Raw genomic sequence first — 20196 nt, 5'->3', positions numbered from 1 at the left:
CGAGGGGGTGAACCACGAAAGGCAGTCGGAACGTCTTCCAATTCAATATCGTGCCACTCTTGAAACATCATCTTCAGGTTCGTAACTATGAGACAGCAAATCGTACACGACCCGCGAAGTTCCGTACCTGGTTGCCGTGTTGATCATCATCAGTAATCTCCCCTGTCAATTCTGACAGTGGAGTCCTCCCTCATCTTCCCACATATTCCTTCACGGCAATGCAAAGCGGCCTCGGACATTTCATCGTAATGTGGTGTCAATATTTTATGAGACGAGGTCTCGTGAGCCTTCTGCGAACCGTGAACCTCCTCGTTCTTCCTGTGGCTGTGTTGTGCTCCGGATGTCGTGCGACGCCGGTTCACACTGTCCAGGTCACCGACGTTCCAGCCTCGTGCATCACGCCGGCTCGCGATCAAGATGTTCTTGTCGGTCTCGCGGTCTCGGGTGGGGGGAGTCGCGCCGCCTTGTTTGCCGCCGGGGCCTTTGAAGCCATAGGCCGGCTGGCCATCGGTCCCGAGAAGCGCTCCTTGCTCGAACAAGTATCCTATATTTCCAGCGTGTCGGGCGGGAGCATGGCATCGGCATATTTTGCGTTAAAGAAACCGCCGCGCGAAGTTCGAATTCTAAATCCTGATGGGGAAATGAGCGAGGATTATCAACGCTTTTTTAAAACTTTCAAAGAGAGCATGGCCAAGGACTATGAGGGACCGTTACTGTGGCGGCAACTGGCGTATTTCCGATGGTTCAATCCATCCTGGACGGCCCGATCTCTTGCCGAGACCCTCAGTGAACAGTACTTAGGTGATACCAATTTTACAGAAGTGGGACAACGGGAAGCCAGAGGAGACAGCCCTCGTCTTCTCGTGAATACGACCCTGTACAATGACGGACGACGTTTTCTCCTGAGCACCCTTCCGCGAAACGATTCCCAGTTCGACTTGATCGGGAAGCTGGAACAGTCTCCCCAGGCCATGACGCTGCAGAGGCCTGTTCTGGACCTCATGCGTGTGAGATGGGACAGTCTGATTTCTGTCGTGCCTGATGATTTGGGGATCAATGTCTGCCCTGCGCGGTTAGCTTCAGCGGTAGCGGCATCCATGTCCTTCCCTCCAATTATCGGTCCCATTACGTTAGGTGTTGGAGATCAACGCCGGTATTGGCACATCGGCGATGGAGGATTGTCCGATAACACCGGCGCCGAGTCTCTCTTCATGGTGTTCCTGAAAAAGCTCCAGCAAGACCCGAGTAGGCGTGCCATTATTATCATGGTCGATAGTTCGTTCCCTTTTTCTGTGGGTGGAGAAGTCCTGGACCATCGCAAAGAAGGCTTTAGTCTATTTAATTATGACTACTCCAGAATTCCCTCCATCATGGAAGAGCGATCGCTCGCTTATCGGGCATTATTTGTATCCATCGGGCAAGCCATGGGACTGCTGCCGGGGCCGGATCGAGTTCGCCTCATCCGTTTGCGTCACGTCGATGCGGATTGGAACGAGGATCTCAGCGACCTTCCCGCGTCGTGTCAAAAGCAACGAATCAATTGGAAATCTCCGAAAGACGTGGCGAAGCATCTCTCGGGAATCGTCACGCGCCTGTGGCTCGCATCGGCTTGTGATCGCGATCTGATTCTCGCCGCCGCTGCGAAAGTAGTTGATGAGAACAAGCCCGCCATTACGGAATTTCTGGATCGTTGATGTCGAGATGCGACGGTGGTGCATTGATGTGATGCCCCATCAATTGCAATAGACGGCGAGACACAATAGTTGCTCAAACGCTTATAAGTGACTGACTGGCGTGCTGTGGTAGGCGAGTGCATAGACCAACACTGGTCCGTACCGCGTGATCGTGGTCAGGATTACCGTGCTTCCTCTCTTGATGCAAACATCCATTGCGTCCCAATTCGATGCTCACTCATTGGTAACCAGTGGAGGGACTTCATCATCGTCCGAGGAACTCTTTCCCATGCTGCAAGCCTGATGGACCGAGGGAAAGGTGAACACCATGCTGTTGCTCGACCATGTCAGTGCACCTGTGACTATCTGTCCCTGTCAATTGTGACAGTAGGCCTCGCTCATCGCCACACATATTCTTGTCCCGAGTAATGGTCAGAAATCGTAACTTCTTCGAAGCCTCGAGTTGTGCGGCACAGTGAGTTTCATGGTGTCCGCGATTGCTATCGTGTCTCAGCGGGCGTTGTTCTGGTCCTCACGCTTGGCGGCACCAGGTGCACTTGAGGTTCAGTCGGTGTCTATTGCCGTCCGAAGCGCCCTCACGGGCGTCAAAGAGGGAACCAAAACGATCCGGTGGGTAAAAGGCGCCTAAGCCACCTGCATTTCCAAACCACGGTGCACCCATTCTTGGAGCAAGACGTGGGGCCAAGATTGATGGAGATAGATGCAGGAACACAGCGAGCTGTTGGAAGATCAAGCTAAGCACTCGGTATTCAACGTCGGGCAGTGATATGTACTTTGGCATGAATCAGTTCAGTAAAGAGCTGGCCTCGCTCAGATTCTATGCGTGTGCATTGGGTTTGGCACTACTGACGGGATGTTCCGGAGGACCCCCACATCAAGGTCCATCGTGGACTTTGGTGCCGATTACCGATGTCAACATGGTCGTTGGTGAATGGGAAGGAATCGTGAAGAAGAAAGACGCAATGTTCCAGGAAGGATCCGTACGCCTAAAGATCCGTGACAATGGCACCTATCTCTTCGTCGGACAAAGCGCATCTAAAACGGCGCTCGGCGCAGGATCCCTCGATATACGAGACGGTCGGTTGATCGGGGATACGGAGCGTCGCGCCGTAACATTTGCGTTGTATGACCACAAGGGAAAATCGATCGTCGTCGTCGAATCGATCCATGCCGAAACGGGTGACCGGTATCACGGCGAATTCACACAGGTTCGATAATCGATGACTAGGCCTGTGCATGCGAGTACAGAAACTTTTGGAAAGTCCGGCCACATTCTATGGGAAACCCGGCACCGCGATCAGTGGCAAAGCTGACAAACTCAAGCTATGGGGCGGAGAAGGCCGCATTCGACGGTAGTTCAAAACCCGGCGATGTCGAAGAGATGAAATGAGCCGTATTCAATCGAGTAGAAGAAAACCATTCACACTTTGGCAATTGGAAGGCATCCGCCATCGCGTGCAAGCTCTTGCCGCCGTCGCTCTACTGTGCTCCTTCGTGACAGGGTGCGCCGATTCTGTTCGTTCAAGAACGACTCCAAGCGGCAAACCGATGCAGCGGGTCAAAGTGCTCACATACAATACGTTGCATGGACTCGAGCCGAGCGGACTCACTGTCAAGGCCAGTGAATCGAAAGAAGTACGCCAGGCACGGCTCACTCTCCAATTCCAACAATTGTCTCTAGATCAACCCGACGTAGTCCTCCTGCAGGAGGTCAACCCTTTGCCTGTTATGGCGGAACGGTTTGTCGAGGCGCTTAAGACCTCCGGCTTGCAATACAGTGAAGTGCATCAGGTGGATGCCTGTGGCATACGGGTCGCCGGCTTGGGAGTTGTTCCAGATCTAAATAACGGGCTTGCCGTTCTCGCAAAAGCTCCCTTGAAATTACGGAAAATCAAGGGTCTCAAACTCAGTGGGGGATTCGGAGGTTGCCGTGATTTCATCGGCCTGCAGACGGGCGAGCTTCGATACGCGCTCATCGCGGAAATTGAAAATCCTAACACCGGCAGGAGGTTTCTCGCCGTCAGTCTCCATTTGCATTCTGGTATTGAGCGGAATGCATTTTTCATTCGAAAAATCAATGAGGCTATCGATGAGGGAAGGGTCCGGCGTGAGGACTTCGAAGGCATTGTTGCCGCTATGGAGCAGGATCAGGAGAGACGACTCGATGAGATTCGCCTGCTCCTGAAAGAGATACAGAAACTACAGGCTAAGGCGTCCTATTTCGGAGTCATCATTGGGGGCGACTTTAATTTTGAACCGGATGATCCGGAATATCGCGAACTCGAACGCGCGGGCCTCAGGGACACGTACATGATCGCCAGCCCCACCAGCGACGTCTACAGTCTTGATCCTCAGCGAAACCCGATCGCCGGCCAAGCAGTACGAGAAGTACCCTCCGGACTTCGCAAGGCGATGATGGGACTTCCGAGCAGCCAGCAGCAGAGGATCCTTGAAGGCTATCAAAAGGGCATTAGTCAGGCCAGGCGGGTGGATTTTCTGTTTCTCCTGCAGAACCCATCGGAGACTCTGGCAGGATGCTTGCGGCAAGAACTATTCGGACAACCCACGGCCGTTTCAGCTGAGCCGGGGTCCGATCACTACGGTGTGCTCGCCACGTATATCGCGGATTCTTCCCAATGTTGACGATGGAGCCGAGATGCGTTTCGAGAACGGAAGAGTGTGCCTCGACAAAGGAGATGTCTATGAGTAGGGTTTTCGCGGTTCTCGGAATAGCAGACGCCGTCTGCGTGAATATGGCCTTAACGCTTCTTCCGGCCTATGCCGAGGTACCCGGACGGAGTGAAGGCTACCGAAAAGGGAAATGGGAAGTGCTTCTTGGGCCCCAATACACTTTGGCAAAAACTTGGGGTTCGATGGCGGGACTACCGTGAGGATCGACGACACGGTCGGCTTCAACTTTCAGTTTGGCTACAATTTCAATGAGCACTGGAATGTAGGAGGCTTCTTTTCCTGGAGCCGACCCGATTTTCAGGCGGTCGTTCAGCCGGCGGCCGGTAACTCAGGACCGGCTCGTTCCCAAAGTGGAACGGTGCAAACCAACACATTCGCCCTTGCGGTCACCTATCACTTTTTTGAAGGTCCCTTGACACCGTACATCGACGCTGACGTCGGCGGGATGAACATCGACACGAATATCGCAGAAGGCCCTCCCGTTGTCGGGTGTTACTACGATCCGTGGTACGGGTCCATTTGCGGGGGGGACGCAGCCCACGAAGTCCGGTACGTTTCTTAGCTATGGGGTAGGAGGAGGTTTGCGCTGGGACGTCAATCCGTGGTTGTTTTTCCGCGGGGGCGCGAGGCAGCAATGGGTCGATTTGTCCCACACCGGCACGCCAAGCTTCACGACGATCAAGCTCGATGTTGGCTTCAAGTTCTGATTGATCGTTCTGACACATCGATTCAGTCCTGTCAGTCGTTGATAGAAAAGCCCGATCTCGCACATGAGGGTCGATAAGCTGTCAGTTCTGACAGGTTATTCTCATCGAATGGCTTGCTAAGCTCCCTTACGAAGTCCTTACCCGTTTCTGAGGCAAGAGAGACCCGGAGGAGAGCACCCGGTAAGCGCGTCGGTACCGCCATGATGCCATTCACAATGTCCCGACTGGCAGTATTGATTTTCTTTTGGGCAGTTCCAATACACGGCCCTCTGAGGGCAGATGAGGATCTGCTGCCACCGCGGGAATGTAACGTCTTTGCCTTCCTGAAGAACGTCACGAAGGAGGACGGATTCGAGTTCATTTCAGTGGTTTAGCGGATCGCAAGCTACTTATGACCAGCAGGGATCCCGACATGCTGCAATGGCGTGATGAAACGACGACCGCGAATGGGCTCTCCAATACTTACATGCCTATTAGGATTACGAGTAACCAGGGGTTCCATGGACGTCCAGCGAATCGGGGCTAGGGTTGGCGATAGATTCCCCAGCTCTGTCTCCCTGGGGCGCCGTAACCATAGCACAAGGGTTCCCTGCCGACGTGCGGGTCCGCGAGACGGAACCGCAATGGACCGACGATGAGGGTTCTCGCTCATCGGGAGTATCATAGGCGCCGTTCCCACGATTGGCATCTGCGTGACAACCGCGTTCCGGAAGGTATGGAAATGAGCGCGTGCTATACGCCCGTAGTGCCCGGGCTTGGCATACCGGCGATACAGCGCCGCGAGGCCAGCATGGACGTCACCACGTCAGGCTACCGGCCTCACGACAAGGGCGCCAAGGCATTCCCTGCTTCCATCCTCGCCGGTGCGAGCTTCAACCCGGAACTCGCTCCCGGGGGTAGCACGACGATTGGCCGCGAGCCGTGGTTACGGGGATTCAACGTTCAGCTGGCGGACAGCATGAACTTCACTCGTGATGGGGCCACGGGCGCGATTTCGAGTACTCCTCCAAAGAACCTTCCCACAGCGCCGTCCTCTGCGCCGAAGCTGTCAACGGCGTATGGATTGCCTATGGCCAAACCAGAATTAAGTCAACGAACCACGAAGAGATGAGAAGTGGACTGGAGATCAAGACGTCTCGCCGTGGTCTTTTGGGCATAAAAAGCTCGATTTCCCGGGCGGCACACTATTCGCGAGGTACAGAGATGGTCTTACATGAAGTTATCGGATTCGTGGCGGGATTCGGGACGACTTTTGCCGCCATGCCGGATTTAATTGCGATGCTCAAACGACGGTCCTGTCAGGGCATGAATCCTACCATGGCCGCGATCATGGGTACCTTCCAGATTGTCTGGGTCTATTACGGCTTCTTGATCGAGTCGAAACCCGTGATCGTGTGGAATGTGATTGCGGTGGCGATCAATTTTCTCGCTGTCGGCGCATATGTCTACTTTGCCGCTGCAAACGGCGACCGTTAGAGCAGGGCCGTGATTCGATCAACCGGTCCACAAGAGACGCGTGAGTTCTGAGACGCGGTCAAAGACGTAGCCCCGGGAGGCCCGCCATGAAGAGAATTCCCATTCGCATCACCGCGACATTGATGTTGAGCGTTTCGGTTCTCTTGTTGTTTTATACGCAGCCTGCCAGGGCTGAAGAAGCGCAGCCGCCCGAATTGCCCGATCGTTTCATGATCCGAGGAGGCTATCTGTTTGTCTTCGGAGCAAACACCCAGATCGAACTGAATGGACCGGCGGGCTTCGGTACCTCGATCGACTACAACAGAACCTTAAGCGGAACGACCGACTACAACGGCTTTCGAATCGATGCCGCGTATCGGTTTAACGATCGGCACAGCCTCGGCATCTCCTACTATCGGCTGTTGCGAGACTCCAATCGCACGGTTGATACGGATCTGACCGTCAAAGATATTACGATCGCCGCCGGTGCCAGCGTCACTTCGAGTTTGAATTTCGACCTTTGGCGGCTCATCTACAACTACTCCTTCTATCGGAACGACAAGGTCGAATTGGGAATTTCGCCAAGCCTCTATATGATCAGGATGAAGTTCGACATTGCAGGGAGTTCGACCTGCAGCGGCACGTTGGCGGACTGCACGGGGCAATCGACCAGTTTTGGGTCGTCATCGGAAGAACTCACGGTTCCTCTGCCTTCGCTCGGCGGGTATGTCAACTACCACATCACCCCCAAGCTCTCATCGCAGGTCCGTTTTGACTGGTTCTATTTAAAAGTCGGCAACAATTTTACGGGCTCGATGTTTGAGTTCTATGCGGGCTTGGAATATCGACTCTTCACCCACCTCGGCCTCGGAGCATCCTACGATCGCTTGCAGGCGAATGTCGATGTGAGTAAATCGAATAGCGTCTCGGGGATCAGGGTTGACAACGCCTGGAACACCGTATTTCTGTATGGCGCGCTGTACTTCTAGATGCCGACCGGCGTTCCATGGTGCGGAAAAGACGGGATCGGAAGGCATGGTCAACACGTCTACGGGCGTTGGTCACCGAGGCATGTGCGCGGGTATCGAGCGCCGTGGATGTAGCGGACTTATCGAAGAAAAATTCAGTGCCATGCAAACGTTCACTGTGGCGCAGCAGACGCCTGTCGTTTCAACCATCGAATGAGCATCTTATCATTCGTCAGTTTAATTGTTCGTCTGGTTCTTGTTTCCATGGTTGTGCCGGCCTGCGCAAGTTCAATCTATGGTTGGCAGGTCCGCACCAATTCGACGGACGTGCCGCCGTCCTTTCATCCTGCCTACCTGGAAGAGCGCCCTGTGGCGCTGTTTCCAGCCATCACGATGCCAGGGCTTCGAGGGAATGAGGTCGCCCTAGGACGATACCTGGGCGATATTATTTCCAAGGTCGTGCCGAATTGGAAGGTCGTGTCCGAGCAGGAGACCAGTACGCGCATCAATCAGGCGGGCTTGGCCTCAAAGATGACCGTGATGAGAAACGATTACGAACAAAGCAACATCCTGGATCAGGAGGCGCTGAGAAACCTCGCCGCGGCGCTCGGCGTGCGGTATATCTTCCAACTACGATTGGCTGCCTTCACGCAAACGATGACGGATCGCTGGAGATTCCCTGGGTTAGACGTGCGCGTGACGCAGACTCGCTCGAGCATCATGCGGCTGGCCTTGCAATTGTGGGATGCGGAGACCGGAGAACTCGTGTGGGCCTCGACCGCCGAAACGAACATGGCGAACGAAGCCGTATCCCAAGACCCGGTGTACTTGGAGGATATCGCTCGCGCGACGTTGGGAAGCATGCTTAGCGATCTGCTGAATAGAAAAACAGCCTCCCAATATACTCCTGTGAATAAATTTCTCGACGACCTGATTCGTGAGGCCATGCCGAAAGAAAAGGAGGACGGTGAGAAATCCGCGGAAGGGGCCAAGAAATAGCCGACGAGCCGGTACCGAAATGGGTACGGACCGAGGTCTTGAGCGTATTGAGTCTGCAGACGGTGCGGTCTGAGAGGAAAATCGCCGTCAGGAGTCTAAGACTGTTGAAGACGAAAGAGCCGTCGCCGGAGTGCCGTTCGCTGCGATCTTGATGATCATAAAGTTCCTGCCCGCAGTGGCTCAGATCGGGGCCGTCCACGTCATGTTAGTGGGCATCGCGTGGCTCTATTGATTGGAAGGGAGCAGCGGACTTGGCGAGGGGCTTCCTGTGGCCCATCGTCGTCGGCAGCCTCGATCATGTCCTACGCCCGATCCTCATCAAAACGGGGCGACCTTACTTGCCGTTGCGAGAACGATCTGCACGCTTTCACCGAGACACTGGCCCAGCCACTCAGCCTCCGTTTGTCTTGCACTGCCGGTCCTGACATCGACAAAACCCCTGTCACTTTTGACAGTTGTGGCGCTGTCCAGTTGACGCTAAGAAAAATAGGCTTCCTCGTGCTGACTGCTTGAGAAACCTACGCGCATCATGGATTGATGCCAGATGGTGCGTAACATTTCCTAAGCGGCTCATAATCCGGATAGACACATGATTACGCACTCGCTTCTGGCCTGTCATGAATGCGATCTGCTCAACCGGGAAACACCGATTCCCTATGGAGCCAAGGCCTATTGCCGACGGTGTGGCGCCGTACTGTGTCGGCGCACCCGCGACAGCCTTGACCGGACGCTAGCATTCACACTAGGGGCGGCCATCCTGATGATCGTGGCCAATCTATTCCAGATCGTCGAACTTGATGTCCAGGGCCACCATACTTCGACGACCTTATTCGGTTCAGTGCGCACGCTCTATAACGATGGGATGTGGAGCGTCGCGGCCCTGGTCTTTGCCACCACGATGCTGATGCCGGTGCTGAATATCGGCGCGATGCTGTACATGCTGGTGCCGCTGAAGTTTGGATGGATCTCAAGGCAATTGCCCGCGATGTTCCGCCTGTTCCAGGCGGTACGGCCATGGGGAATGGTCGAGGTGTTCATGCTCGGGACACTGGTGTCGCTGGCGAAGCTCGGGCATCTTGCGCATGTGGTGCCTGGAATAGCGTTGTGGTCCTTTGCCATGCTCATGGTCCTGGTCGCGGCTGCCGCTGCATCGTTTGACGCCGATGAACTCTGGGCCCGCGTCGACGCGATCAGACGCCGGGGCGTCTGAATTCATCCTGGCAACCAGAAATGAGTAGGCGGCACCATGACGGCGATGACAGCCGCGGACGCAGGGCTCCTTGCATGCCACACTTGCCATCTGCTTAACAAGTCCTCCGGAGTTGGGCACGATTTGGCGTGTGCGCGATGCGGCGCAACCCTGCACACGCGCAAGCCGGACAGCGTAACCCGCGCCTGGGCGCTTCTTATTGCCGCCTGCATTCTCTATGTGCCGGCGAATGTCCTCCCTGTCATGGAGACGGGCTCGCTCTTCGGCGTGCAATCGGACACGATCATGAGCGGTGTCGTGTACCTGTGGGTCTCTGGCTCCTGGCCGCTCGCCGTGATCGTATTTGTCGCAAGTATTCTCGTGCCGGGCTCAAAGTTGATCGCCTTGTCGGTGCTCCTGACCTCCGTCCAACAGCGCTCGACGTGGCGGATGCTCGATCGCACCCGGCTCTATCGGATGGTGGAATCTGTCGGACGCTGGTCCATGGTGGACATCTACGTCGCCGCGATTGTCACGGCGCTCGTACAGTTCGAGTCGTTGGCGACGATCAGGGCTGGTCCCGCCGCTATCGCATTCGGTGCGGTAGTCGTGCTCACCATGTTTGCGGCGGAGGCGTTCGACCCGCGTCTCATTTGGGACCCGGTGAGGAGGGACCATGCTTCGCACCCCGGTTGACCCCAGTATCTCCGACATCCCTGAAGCCGTCGTGGCGTCCAAGCGGGGATGGACGCTGCCCCTCGTCTGGCTGATCCCTGCCGTCGCGTTGGTCATCGGTGTCTGGCTGGCGGTGAAAACGATACTTGAGCGGGGGCCCACGATCACGATCAGCTTCAGCACCGCAGAAGGCCTCGAGGCGGGCAAAACGAAGATCAAATTCAGGAGCGTCGATGTCGGGGAAGTGAAACAGGTCAAGGTCAGCAAAGATCGTTTACAGGGTGTCGTTGCGACCGCTGAACTCGTCAAGGAGGCCGAGCCATACTTGGTCGAAGACACCCGGTTCTGGGTCGTGCGGCCGCGGGTTGCCGGCGGGCAGATCTCAGGGCTTGGGACCTTGTTCTCCGGCTCCTATATCGGTGTGGACCTCGGCAAGTCCGACACGGTCCGGCACGAGTTCGTCGGTCTCGAAACGCCCCCGATCATCACTGGCGACGTCCCCGGACGCCAGTTCGTCCTGCATAGCGAAGAACTGGGTTCGCTCGGGATCGGATCGCCGCTCTACTACCGGCAGGTGGAGGTGGGCAGTGTCGTGGCTCATGAGCTCAACAAAGACGGAAAGGACGTGATCCTCAAGATTTTCATCAAAACCCCCTACGATCAGTATGTGACGTCGAACACGCGGTTCTGGAACGCGAGTGGGATTGATGTCGCGATGGATGCGACGGGGATCAAGGTGCACACTCAATCGCTGGCAGCAATTCTCATCGGCGGCATCGCGTTCGAAACGCCGCCGGACCCGTCGCCCGCATCGCCGGCCGCGGAAAACAGCGTGTTCGCCTTGGCCAATAGCCGCTCCCAGGCTTTGAAGCACGCGGATACGGTCGCTGTGCCCTTCGTACTGTACTTCACAGACTCGCTTCGCGGCCTTTTGATTGGAGCGCCTGTAGATTTTCGGGGCATTACCATTGGCGAGGTCAAATCCATGAACGTGGAATATGACGAGACGCAGGGCCAGTACCGCTTCCCGGTTGGGGTGACGGTATACCCCGGACGCCTCCAGGCGCTGGCTGCCACTGGTCAGACTGCGACTACGACCACGGATCCGGCCGCCCGGCGCGCGCGATTGAATGCGATGATCGAGCACGGGCTCCGCGGCCAACTCAGGATGGGAAACTTGCTGACGGGGCAACTGTATGTGGCCATGGACTTCTTTCCCGATGAGCCTAAGGCGCAAATGGATTGGACGAGAACGCCGCCAGTCATGCCGACCGTGATGGGTTCCATGACGGAGGTTCAGGAAACCCTTCACCTGCTCGCCAGGAAACTCGAGAAGTTGCCATTGGATCAGATCGGGGGTGACCTGCGCCAGACGCTCCGCATCCTGAACCGCACGCTGGAAAGTGCGGACAAGCTCGTGAAGGGACTCGACTCGGACGTGACTCCCGCGGCGCGGATAGCTCTCGATGATGCGCACCGGACACTGAATACGGCGAACCACATGCTGGTGGCCGATGCGCCATTACAGTCCGATATGCGAGAGAGCTTGCGCGAACTCTCCCGCGCGGGCAGAGCGCTTCGCTCGCTGGCTGAATTGCTCGAACGCCATCCCGAGGCCTTAATACGGGGAAAGAAATAGGAGCGTCGATGAGACCCGGGGTGATACGGCTCCTCATGTCATTCATATGCATCGGCGTGCTCGCCGCTTGTGGCAGTTCGCCCAAGGTGAGCTACTACACTCTAGGTACTGCCAGAATTGACAACAATCAGGTTGTGCCTACAGGAATCGGCTACACCGTTGCGGTCGGCCCAGTCAGTCTGCCCGAGGTCGTGGACCGTCCTGAGCTGGTGACCCGGGTCGGAGCGAATGAGGTCGACCTTGATGGGGAGCGTCGTTGGGCCGAACCTCTTGGAAGTGCAATCCCCCGCGTGATCGCCGAACACCTTACCCATTCGCTCGGTGCCCAACCGTTGTTGGCCTATCCTTACAGTGCAATTGACACGGCCGACTATCGGGTCATTGTCGATATTCAACGCTTCGATTCGGAAATCCGGAAAGGGGCCACGATCGATGCGATCTGGACGATCCGCCGACTGTCCCAGAAGGACGCCGAAACCAAGACGGGCCGTTCGCATATCCGGGAAACCACCGTCGAAGATCGCTACGAGGCGCTGGTAGCCGCACACAGCCGGGCGCTTGCCATACTGAGCAGTGACATTGCGGAGGCCATCCGGGCAGCGGCCGCCATGCCGAGATAACATACGCTGGATCGTCCATGTGGCCGCTCAGCACTTCCTGGATGATCATGATCGTTGACAGCTTGCAGCCGCTTTGGCTGCTGGTACATTTGCGGCACAAGTTTCGGTTCAGGGGAAGGTCGGTAAACCGTCAAGGATGCCGTCGACGAGGCGGTGCTTGGAGGACCTGTCGTGACCACTGTGCTTTATGAACAACCTGAGGTCCTGCGGTACACCGCTTTCCGGGAACAGTAAGGAGGCGATCTGCAACATAACGGGTGTCTGGGCTGCCAACAGCGCGCGTAATCGCGGTAAGAGGCGTACCAAGCCATGAGCTTTCGAACAACGATGGGATTGGGAGTGATGGCGCTAACGAGCGCTCTCGCAGTGTTCGGTTGCAGCAATGCCGCGAGCAGTTTTAGGGCTGAGACTATGACCGGCGAATCCCCGCGTCCGTCGAAGGTACTCGTGTACGACTTTGCGATCAGCCGTGAAGAGGTGACGGACAAGCAGCCCTTGTTCCAGGATCTGATTGAAGATGGCGGCGGATATATTACGCCTACGCCGTATCAACGTCGCATGGGCGAGGAGGTGGCTGAGGCCCTAGTCGATCGGTTGGTGCATGGTCTCTTGAAACTTGGAATTGATACCGAACGCGCGCGAAAAGGCAAACGCAGTCCTCGAAATGCACTTGTCATCGCGGGTGCTTTCCTAGACGTGGGGGAAGGGGTGCGTCTCCGGCACATCACCGTCGGAGTAAGCCCCGCAGGAAAGCAGCTTGATGCTAGGGTGCATGTACACCAGGTGAGTGAAGATGGAAACATCAATCTTCTCGAATTCATGACCCACGCGGACAGAAGTGAAATGGTTGTGGATAGCGGGAATGTCGACAACGATCGCTTGGTGATGGAGCAAATGGCCGTGTCATGCGCGAAGCAGGCGCTTGCCTCTCTGGCAGATTTGTATGCGAAAAAGGATTGGATGCCGTGAGACATGTTCCGGCTCCGCGCCTCCATCGCGACACTAACCTGGGAGAGATGTAGCGGAGCGATGACCATATACGTGTCTTCTCTTGTAGAGACTCTTTGTATAGTTTTGCTGTGATGCAAGGAGATGATGTCGTGAAACAACTATATTGGCAACCATAGCCTCATCGCCTTGCGGTCTTTCACGGGCATAGCAAGGTAAGATGACCGCGTCCGCACGTAGTCCTATGTACAAGCTCGCGGCTGATCCAACCGAAGTGATCGACAATCAGGACAATCATGGGTTCATCATCTAATGAGCAATTCCTAAGCAACGTTTGTGCGACATCGAACCTAATGAGCGATGGCTGACGAACTCGTTCGTGAAAACCTCCGCTTCTGTACCATGATATTTCTCCTGGCCCATTACAGACTTGGCAAGGTGTCCTTACAATTAAGATAGAACCACGTGAGGTTCTCTAACGTTGAGCCCGTAACGAGATAGCTCTTAACTACAGCAGACGGCTTTTTTGGCGGTCTGGACGACCTGGCGATTGTCCAACGAAGTCAATGGGAGTCCGTCTCGCCCGATTATCCGACACCGGCCTCTAGCATGGGACTTTCGCGACTCTATGCTATCGATGACCGTGGAATCTGCGCATCATTGTCTCTGAAACTTTGTTAAAGGAGAACGCGATGAAGACACACCGAATTCTTTTCAATCTGGCTATCGTCGGATTCTGTTTCTATGCTTGCACGGGGCCAAATGTGAAGACGGATTTTGATCCGGCTGCCGATTTCACTAAATTCAGAACTTTCGTATTCACAGGTCTGACGGACATGAACAGAGGCGGCGTTTTCGATAATTCTCTGACCCGCACACGGATCGAATCCACTGTTGCGCATGAACTGAATAAGAAGGGACTTCAGCAGGTGCCATTAGAACAACATCCCGACCTGCTGGTGCATTACTGGATCGGCGTGAAAGACAAGCAGCGCGTCCAAAGCACCGGTCCGACCCCCGGCGCCTATACCTGGCGCGGCGGGTATGGATGGGGAGCGGGCTACACCGGCGTCTCGACCTATGAGTACCAAGAAGGGACCCTCATCATCGATCTTGTCCAGCCTGCCAAGAAGGAGCTGGTGTGGCGCGCAACGATGGTAGCGGACCTCGAGGATACAGCTCAGGGAAATATGGAGTTGGGGAAAAAGGCTATAGCTAAGGCGTTTGAGAATTATCCGCCGAAAGCCGGGCAATAGCAGTCTGTCTAGCTGAGTAACGGCTTTGCAGCAGCGATGCGGTGACATAGTGCATAGGGAATGAGCTGGGGACTACGCGGTCTCTATCGAAATGCTCTTTGCGATGGGTCTATTGATTGTGATAGTTGGTGAATCAGGTTTCCGTGGCATACTCTCAAAGATGAGATGCTAACCAATCAAGTCGTCTGAAGAGGCTTCAGTTTTGGCAGTAAGGTGATTGTGAAGTCTTAATACAGGAGCCACGCTCGTCCAAATATGGGCGATGTCGTCCATGCCGTAATGCGATGTGGAAAACCTTCCGTGCTGTAGGCCGTCGACTCTCACCGACCTCAATCCGTGCGATACCATAGCAATCCTGTTCCTGGAGTTGCGGGCAGGGGAGATAGCCAGTCTACTGGCTTGCCGAGAAAGGCCGAGTCCTTCACCCTGCACGCAGGTTTTCCTACACAATCGTGAGTTGTTTTCGGATACTCATCTTTCCTCCTTCTTGATTAGCTGAGATACTTACGTGGTAAGAATGTAGTGGCAACGACATATAGAGGATATCCATGAAAGTGGTCGCCCTCGCTGGAGAAGTCGTCTCAGGTTTTTCGAAAGACATGGTTCTCATCGGTCGAACGATGAGGCCGCTGGAATGGATCAAGAATGTCTTTGTCTTTGCCCCCGTCTTCTTTTCAGGCGAGGCCGCACAGACTGAGAAACTCGCCCTGGTAAGTTTGGTGTTTCTGGCATTTAGCGCCATGTCGAGTGCGGTCTACATATTCAACGATGTTCGTGACCGTGAGTTCGACCGGCTGCATCCTGCCAAGCGGGAACGACCGATCGCCTCAGGTGCGCTCTCTGTGGGTGTCGCGATTGCCGCGGCGTGTTTCTTAGTGGCGGTTTCGGTCGTCCTCGTCCATGTGTCTCCACCCGTTCTTGCCGTGGTCTTGGCCTATGGCGGGATGAATGTCCTCTATAGCCTGCACCTGAAACATGTCGTCATCCTGGATGTCTTTACCATCGCCGCCGGCTTTGTGCTTCGCGTGTTTGCCGGCGGCCTCATCATTCAGGTTGAACCGTCCTCGTGGCTCATCATGGCGACCTTTTTGTTGTCGTTATTCTTGGGGTTGGCCAAACGCCGCCATGAATTGCTGCTCATGAGAGAAATCGCCAATTCCCATCGACCGGTTCTCGAACAGTATACGATTCCGCTTGTCGATATTCTCACCGCGGTGGTCACCCCCGTTACGTTGATCACGTATATTTTGTACACCCTTGACGGCACTACCATGGCCCGGTTTCATTCCAGCAAGCTGTACTTGACTGCAGGCTTCGTGGTCTTCGGCATTTTTCGCTATCTCTATCTGATTCACCGCAAGGATTTAGGAGGATCGCCGACACAATTGGTGATCAAGGACCAACCGTTGCGCACGGCCATCCTCGCGTGGGTGGTGACCTTCGCCGTCATTGTCTACATCGGCTGATGACAACTCAACGTTGCGTGGTGATCTTCGACCTTGACGGCACGCTCACTCGTCGCGACAGCTATGTGGCCTACCTCGCGGGATTTCTTATTCGCCACCCGCGGCGTCTGCTTCGCATACTACCGCTTCCCTGGTCGGTGCTGAAATATACGTTACGCCGAATCAATAATACCGAACTGAAGCAGCACTTCCTTCACGCAGTCTTGGGTGGCGCATCACGGCACGAGGTGGAACAGTGGTCGCGAATATTCGTCGATCGTCTTCTTGCCGGAGGCTTGCGCCGTGGAGCGCTGCAGACTCTGGAGAGTCATCGCCGCAGCGGTGATCTCTTGGTGTTACTGACCGCCAGTTTTGATTTCTATGTTCATGAAGTCGGACGTCGACTTGGATTCCACCACGTGCTGTGCACGCAAGCAGAATGGGTGGACGGATACCTCTCGGGGAAATTGGCGGGGCCGAATCACAGGGGCGAAGAAAAGGTCCGATGCCTGCAACAATTGAAAGACGCCCACGTAGGATCCACCATAGCTGCGTATGCCGACCATTCCTCCGATCTGGCTTTCCTGGCGCTGGTGGACAAGGCGACGCTTGTCAATGGGTCGTTCAAAGCCCGCCGCTTGGCCAACCTGCAAGGTATCCGCTGTGCAATCTGGGAATAACACCCTGTCTTGGCGGGATCTGCTGATCGTCCTCGTCTTAGCCTTGGCTGTCGGGAGTGCTTTCTATCATGCTTCGGCCGTGCTCCCGCCGATCCTCCTCAATACGTATGATGTCTGGTTCGAATCCGACCTGGCTCGGGTCTATGACAATATGGCATATCGGTGGAGCGACCATTACCGCACAAAAGTACATCCCCTGTTTTCCCTCTTTACGCATCCGGTCGTCTATGGGTTAACACAGATTGCGGGACTGGACCTCGCGACCTCCATTCGGGTATTCAACGCGGTCGTCGCGGGTATCTGGATCGCAGTTCTGTTCATGATCTTGAGGCTTGTCGGATGTCGGCTGTTCGATGCGGCTTTGTTCTCCTTAGCCGCCGGGTGCAGCGCCGGATCCATCTTCTGGTTCATCGTGCCCGAAACCTATCCGCTCGGCTCAGTGAGTATTCTCCTGGCGCTTCTGCTCACTATCATGGCCGAACGACAGGGTGCTAGAGAGTGGCAATTTGTACTCGTGAGCGCGCTCACGCTGAGCTTCACCCTGACCAATTGGATGGCCGGAATCGCGGCGGCCGTCGCGAACTATCCCTGGAGACGCGCCGCTCAGATCACGATCAATGCCTTCGGCGTGGTGGTTCTACTCTGGGCTATCCAGAAGTATTTGTTTCCAACCGCTCAGTTTTTCCTCGGCGACCGAGAAGAGACGAAATATCTGCTTGATCCGGAGTCCGGTGGCATCGCCGGCGTGGCACGATCATTCTTCGCGCATAGCATCGTCATGCCGGCCTTTCGTATTGCGGATGAGCCCGGCTGGCAGCTCCTCGAGACAGATCTAAAGGCCTGGCCGAAGCTGGTGACCCAAAGCGCCTTGTTGGGGACGGGGAGTTTAGTGGGATGGGGTGTGACGCTCATATGGTTTGTGCTCCTCGGTCTCGGCGCGTGGGCTTTTATCAGGATGTGGGACCATCGAGGATTCCGCTTCGTGCTGGGCACGGTGCTGCTGGGTCAATTTGTTTTGCATACCCTCTATGGGAACGAGACGTTTTTGTATTCATTGCACTTCGTTCCTCTCTTGGTGATTCTGGCTGCGCTCAGTACGCTCACGCAGGCCCGGCCGGTTGCACTCGTAGCCGCCGCCTTATTAGTAGGCGGGATGGTAGTGAATAATGGACTACAGCTGGAACACGCGGCACAGTTGATCAGCGAGTCGCGTGCCGAGCTATACGGAGTCCGTGAGCAGATGGAGGCAAGGCCGACGGATCCGTGGCCACGGGGTCAAGGGCATGTGGTGCTGGCGGCACCAGGAACCGCGGAAGTCGAGAAAGGGTACCTAGAACCCGGCGGTAGTTTCAGTCCGTGGGTCGGAAGCTTCGGCGTATCGATATGGCTAACGGATGAGCAGGGAACGCTGCTGACAACGAGCGACGAGATCCCACTCCCTGCTATCCGTCAGCATGGGGTGACTTCTGATGGCGGAGGCTTTGCCGCGATCGTCACAGACACGCCCTATTACCAAGCTCAGTGGTCTTCTCTAGGGAGCGGGCGGTGGACACTCCAGTTGAAGCTGAAGTCACTATTCAAGGCGAAGATGTTTCTGGTCATTCGGAGCGTCGGTCCCGCTGGAGGGCCGGTGCAGGGGCTGGATTGGAACGGACAGGCCCTGACCATCAACAACCGGTGGGCCGTCACGATGGATCCTCAGCCGATCCGAGTCGATGTCGGGGAGGAAGGCCAACGCGGATGGACGAGAGATCATGCAGGGGCGGCGCATTGGGCGGGCAAGTCGGGATGGGGGTATGCCCGTCTTGAATTAAGCCACGAGACCGAATGGCGAGTGCACATTGCGCGCAACGATGCCGGGAAGCAAGTGCCCCCTGGAATCATCGCCACTCACAGCGACCTCCAGATCGATGTGCCTGACGCAGAGTTTGTGACCAGCCTTCAAGCGCAGTTCGCCCATATCATGATGGGGTTCGTCGGCGCGGAGACCCGACCGGGGGATCCGATGAATTATCCACGTCCGTGGTTGCGTGACGGCGCCTATGAGGTGGTGGCGTTAGCGCACGCTGGTCATCTCGAACTGGCGCAGGCGCTCTCACGGCAGTTTGCGGAAGAAGATTTTTTCGGAGGATTCGGGCCGGAAGCGGACGCGCCAGGCTTGGCCATTTGGGCTCTAGAAGAGGTGGCCGTACGCATTGGACGTGAAGAGTACGATAGGAGCATCTGGCCTCATGTGCGACGCAAAGCCGAATTTATTGAAGCGATGCTCGACACATCTCGACCGATTTTTAAAGCTATTAAGAAACCCATTGTTCCTGCCGTCTCGCATCGTCAGGATTTAGGGCTGGTGTGCGAGGCAGCCCGTGACGGGTTGATCATTGGTCGTATGGACAATCATCGGCCACTCCTCTTTGTCAACGCGGTCAGTTATCGTGGGCTCGCCGATGCCGCCGACTTGGCCTTGCGTGTCGGCCAGCAGGAACTTGCCCACCGGTGGCGCACACGAGCGGAAGCCCTTCGTTTAGCATGGGAGCGTGCATTTACCGCGCCCGAGTCAAACAACGACCGAACATACGTGAATGCACTATGGCCGACCGGCGTGGCGGGTGCTTCAAAAGACAAACTGCGAGCGGCCCTTCAATCGCGCTGGACCACCTTGCGGACCGCCGACGGCTCGTTTCGAGACTTGCCGCTGTGGACCTATTTCGATATCGGTGAAGCGCATCAATGGCTGTTGCTGGAGCGACCAGAGCGCGCATGGAAGACCGTGCGATGGTTTTGGGAACACCAGGCGTCTCCCGGGCTGTATACGTGGTGGGAAGGCGATGGCCCTGAAAATAGTTTTCATCGATGGGACGGTATTCGCGGATGGCTGCGGCCCCCTCATGTCACACCTCACTATTGGACTGCGGCGGAAATGGCCTTGCTCCAACTCGACATACTGACCTATTGGGATCAGTGGACGACTGAGCCTGCGATTATCATCGGCGCCGGCATTCCAGCCGACTGGCTTCGAGCTTCAATGAAGGTGTCGGGCCTGCCCATTGCAGGGGGACGAGTTGATTGGCAGTGGGATGGGCGGCGGATGCATGTTCGTGTCGCGGGAGTATCGCCCACGGTTCGCCTCGGCCCGGCTTTTCCGCCAAACACGCCGTTGGATATTGAGCGTATCCCCGCTCAATGAAATCATGCAGGGCGTTTTCAATCAGTGAATACTTGGCGGATCGTCC

Annotated in this window: 18 protein-coding genes; all 18 read left to right on the top strand. The window is 55.9% G+C overall.

All coding sequences use genetic code 11. From position 1 onward, the window contains the following. Positions 1-281 precede the first annotated feature (281 nt). The 18 genes from ACWHYZ_RS13110 to ACWHYZ_RS13025 all read left to right on the top strand — a co-directional run bounded on the left by ACWHYZ_RS13110 (position 282) and on the right by ACWHYZ_RS13025 (position 20150). Complete coding sequence (locus ACWHYZ_RS13110; protein WP_447983139.1) at positions 282-1694, top strand: patatin-like phospholipase family protein; 1413 nt, start codon at positions 282-284, stop codon at positions 1692-1694. A 779-nt stretch (positions 1695-2473) separates the two neighbouring features. Further along, the gene (locus ACWHYZ_RS13105; RefSeq protein ID WP_447983138.1) at positions 2474-2911 is read left to right on the top strand and encodes a hypothetical protein; all 438 of its coding nucleotides are present in this window, start codon (positions 2474-2476) and stop codon (positions 2909-2911) included. A 169-nt stretch (positions 2912-3080) separates the two neighbouring features. Then, positions 3081-4337, top strand: coding sequence for an endonuclease/exonuclease/phosphatase family protein (locus tag ACWHYZ_RS13100; protein WP_447983137.1), 1257 nt, complete (start codon positions 3081-3083; stop codon positions 4335-4337). A 178-nt stretch (positions 4338-4515) separates the two neighbouring features. Continuing rightward, positions 4516-4947 (top strand): outer membrane beta-barrel protein, encoded by a 432-nt coding sequence (locus ACWHYZ_RS13095; RefSeq protein ID WP_447983136.1) that lies wholly within the window; start codon positions 4516-4518, stop codon positions 4945-4947. 19 nt (positions 4948-4966) lie between these two features. Then, on the top strand, positions 4967-5092 hold the full coding sequence (locus ACWHYZ_RS13090) for a hypothetical protein (protein ID WP_447983135.1): 126 nt from the start codon (positions 4967-4969) through the stop codon (positions 5090-5092). Between the two features lie 721 nt (positions 5093-5813). Then, on the top strand, positions 5814-6203 hold the full coding sequence (locus ACWHYZ_RS13085) for a hypothetical protein (protein WP_447983134.1): 390 nt from the start codon (positions 5814-5816) through the stop codon (positions 6201-6203). Between the two features lie 92 nt (positions 6204-6295). Then, the gene (locus ACWHYZ_RS13080; RefSeq protein WP_447983133.1) at positions 6296-6568 is read left to right on the top strand and encodes a SemiSWEET family sugar transporter; all 273 of its coding nucleotides are present in this window, start codon (positions 6296-6298) and stop codon (positions 6566-6568) included. Positions 6569-6654: 86 nt separating this feature from the next. Beyond that, on the top strand, positions 6655-7536 hold the full coding sequence (locus ACWHYZ_RS13075; RefSeq protein ID WP_447983132.1) for a hypothetical protein: 882 nt from the start codon (positions 6655-6657) through the stop codon (positions 7534-7536). Between the two features lie 192 nt (positions 7537-7728). Continuing rightward, a complete protein-coding gene (locus ACWHYZ_RS13070) occupies positions 7729-8514 on the top strand; it encodes a hypothetical protein (protein WP_447983131.1) in 786 nt (261 codons plus the stop codon). Between the two features lie 589 nt (positions 8515-9103). Next, the gene (locus ACWHYZ_RS13065; protein ID WP_447983130.1) at positions 9104-9724 is read left to right on the top strand and encodes a paraquat-inducible protein A; all 621 of its coding nucleotides are present in this window, start codon (positions 9104-9106) and stop codon (positions 9722-9724) included. Between the two features lie 36 nt (positions 9725-9760). Beyond that, on the top strand, positions 9761-10399 hold the full coding sequence (locus ACWHYZ_RS13060; protein ID WP_447983129.1) for a paraquat-inducible protein A: 639 nt from the start codon (positions 9761-9763) through the stop codon (positions 10397-10399). Further along, positions 10380-12017: a PqiB family protein gene (locus tag ACWHYZ_RS13055; RefSeq protein ID WP_447983128.1), complete on the top strand. Its 1638-nt coding sequence runs from the start codon at positions 10380-10382 to the stop codon at positions 12015-12017. The genes ACWHYZ_RS13060 and ACWHYZ_RS13055 overlap by 20 nt, the downstream gene beginning before the upstream one ends. A gap of 8 nt (positions 12018-12025) precedes the next feature. Beyond that, positions 12026-12637, top strand: coding sequence for a PqiC family protein (locus ACWHYZ_RS13050; RefSeq protein ID WP_447983127.1), 612 nt, complete (start codon positions 12026-12028; stop codon positions 12635-12637). Positions 12638-12946: 309 nt separating this feature from the next. Further along, on the top strand, positions 12947-13606 hold the full coding sequence (locus ACWHYZ_RS13045; protein ID WP_447983126.1) for a DUF4410 domain-containing protein: 660 nt from the start codon (positions 12947-12949) through the stop codon (positions 13604-13606). A gap of 671 nt (positions 13607-14277) precedes the next feature. After that, complete coding sequence (locus tag ACWHYZ_RS13040) at positions 14278-14841, top strand: DUF4136 domain-containing protein (RefSeq protein WP_447983125.1); 564 nt, start codon at positions 14278-14280, stop codon at positions 14839-14841. Positions 14842-15389: 548 nt separating this feature from the next. Continuing rightward, positions 15390-16307, top strand: coding sequence for a decaprenyl-phosphate phosphoribosyltransferase (locus ACWHYZ_RS13035; protein WP_447983124.1), 918 nt, complete (start codon positions 15390-15392; stop codon positions 16305-16307). Further along, complete coding sequence (locus tag ACWHYZ_RS13030; protein ID WP_447983123.1) at positions 16307-16966, top strand: HAD-IB family hydrolase; 660 nt, start codon at positions 16307-16309, stop codon at positions 16964-16966. Before ACWHYZ_RS13035 ends, ACWHYZ_RS13030 begins: the two co-directional genes overlap by 1 nt. Then, positions 16950-20150 (top strand): hypothetical protein, encoded by a 3201-nt coding sequence (locus tag ACWHYZ_RS13025; RefSeq protein ID WP_447983122.1) that lies wholly within the window; start codon positions 16950-16952, stop codon positions 20148-20150. Before ACWHYZ_RS13030 ends, ACWHYZ_RS13025 begins: the two co-directional genes overlap by 17 nt. Positions 20151-20196: the final 46 nt, after the last annotated feature.

The sequence above is a fragment of the Nitrospira sp. Nam74 genome (assembly GCF_965152615.1).
This window is presented reverse-complemented; position numbering and strand designations above follow the sequence as displayed.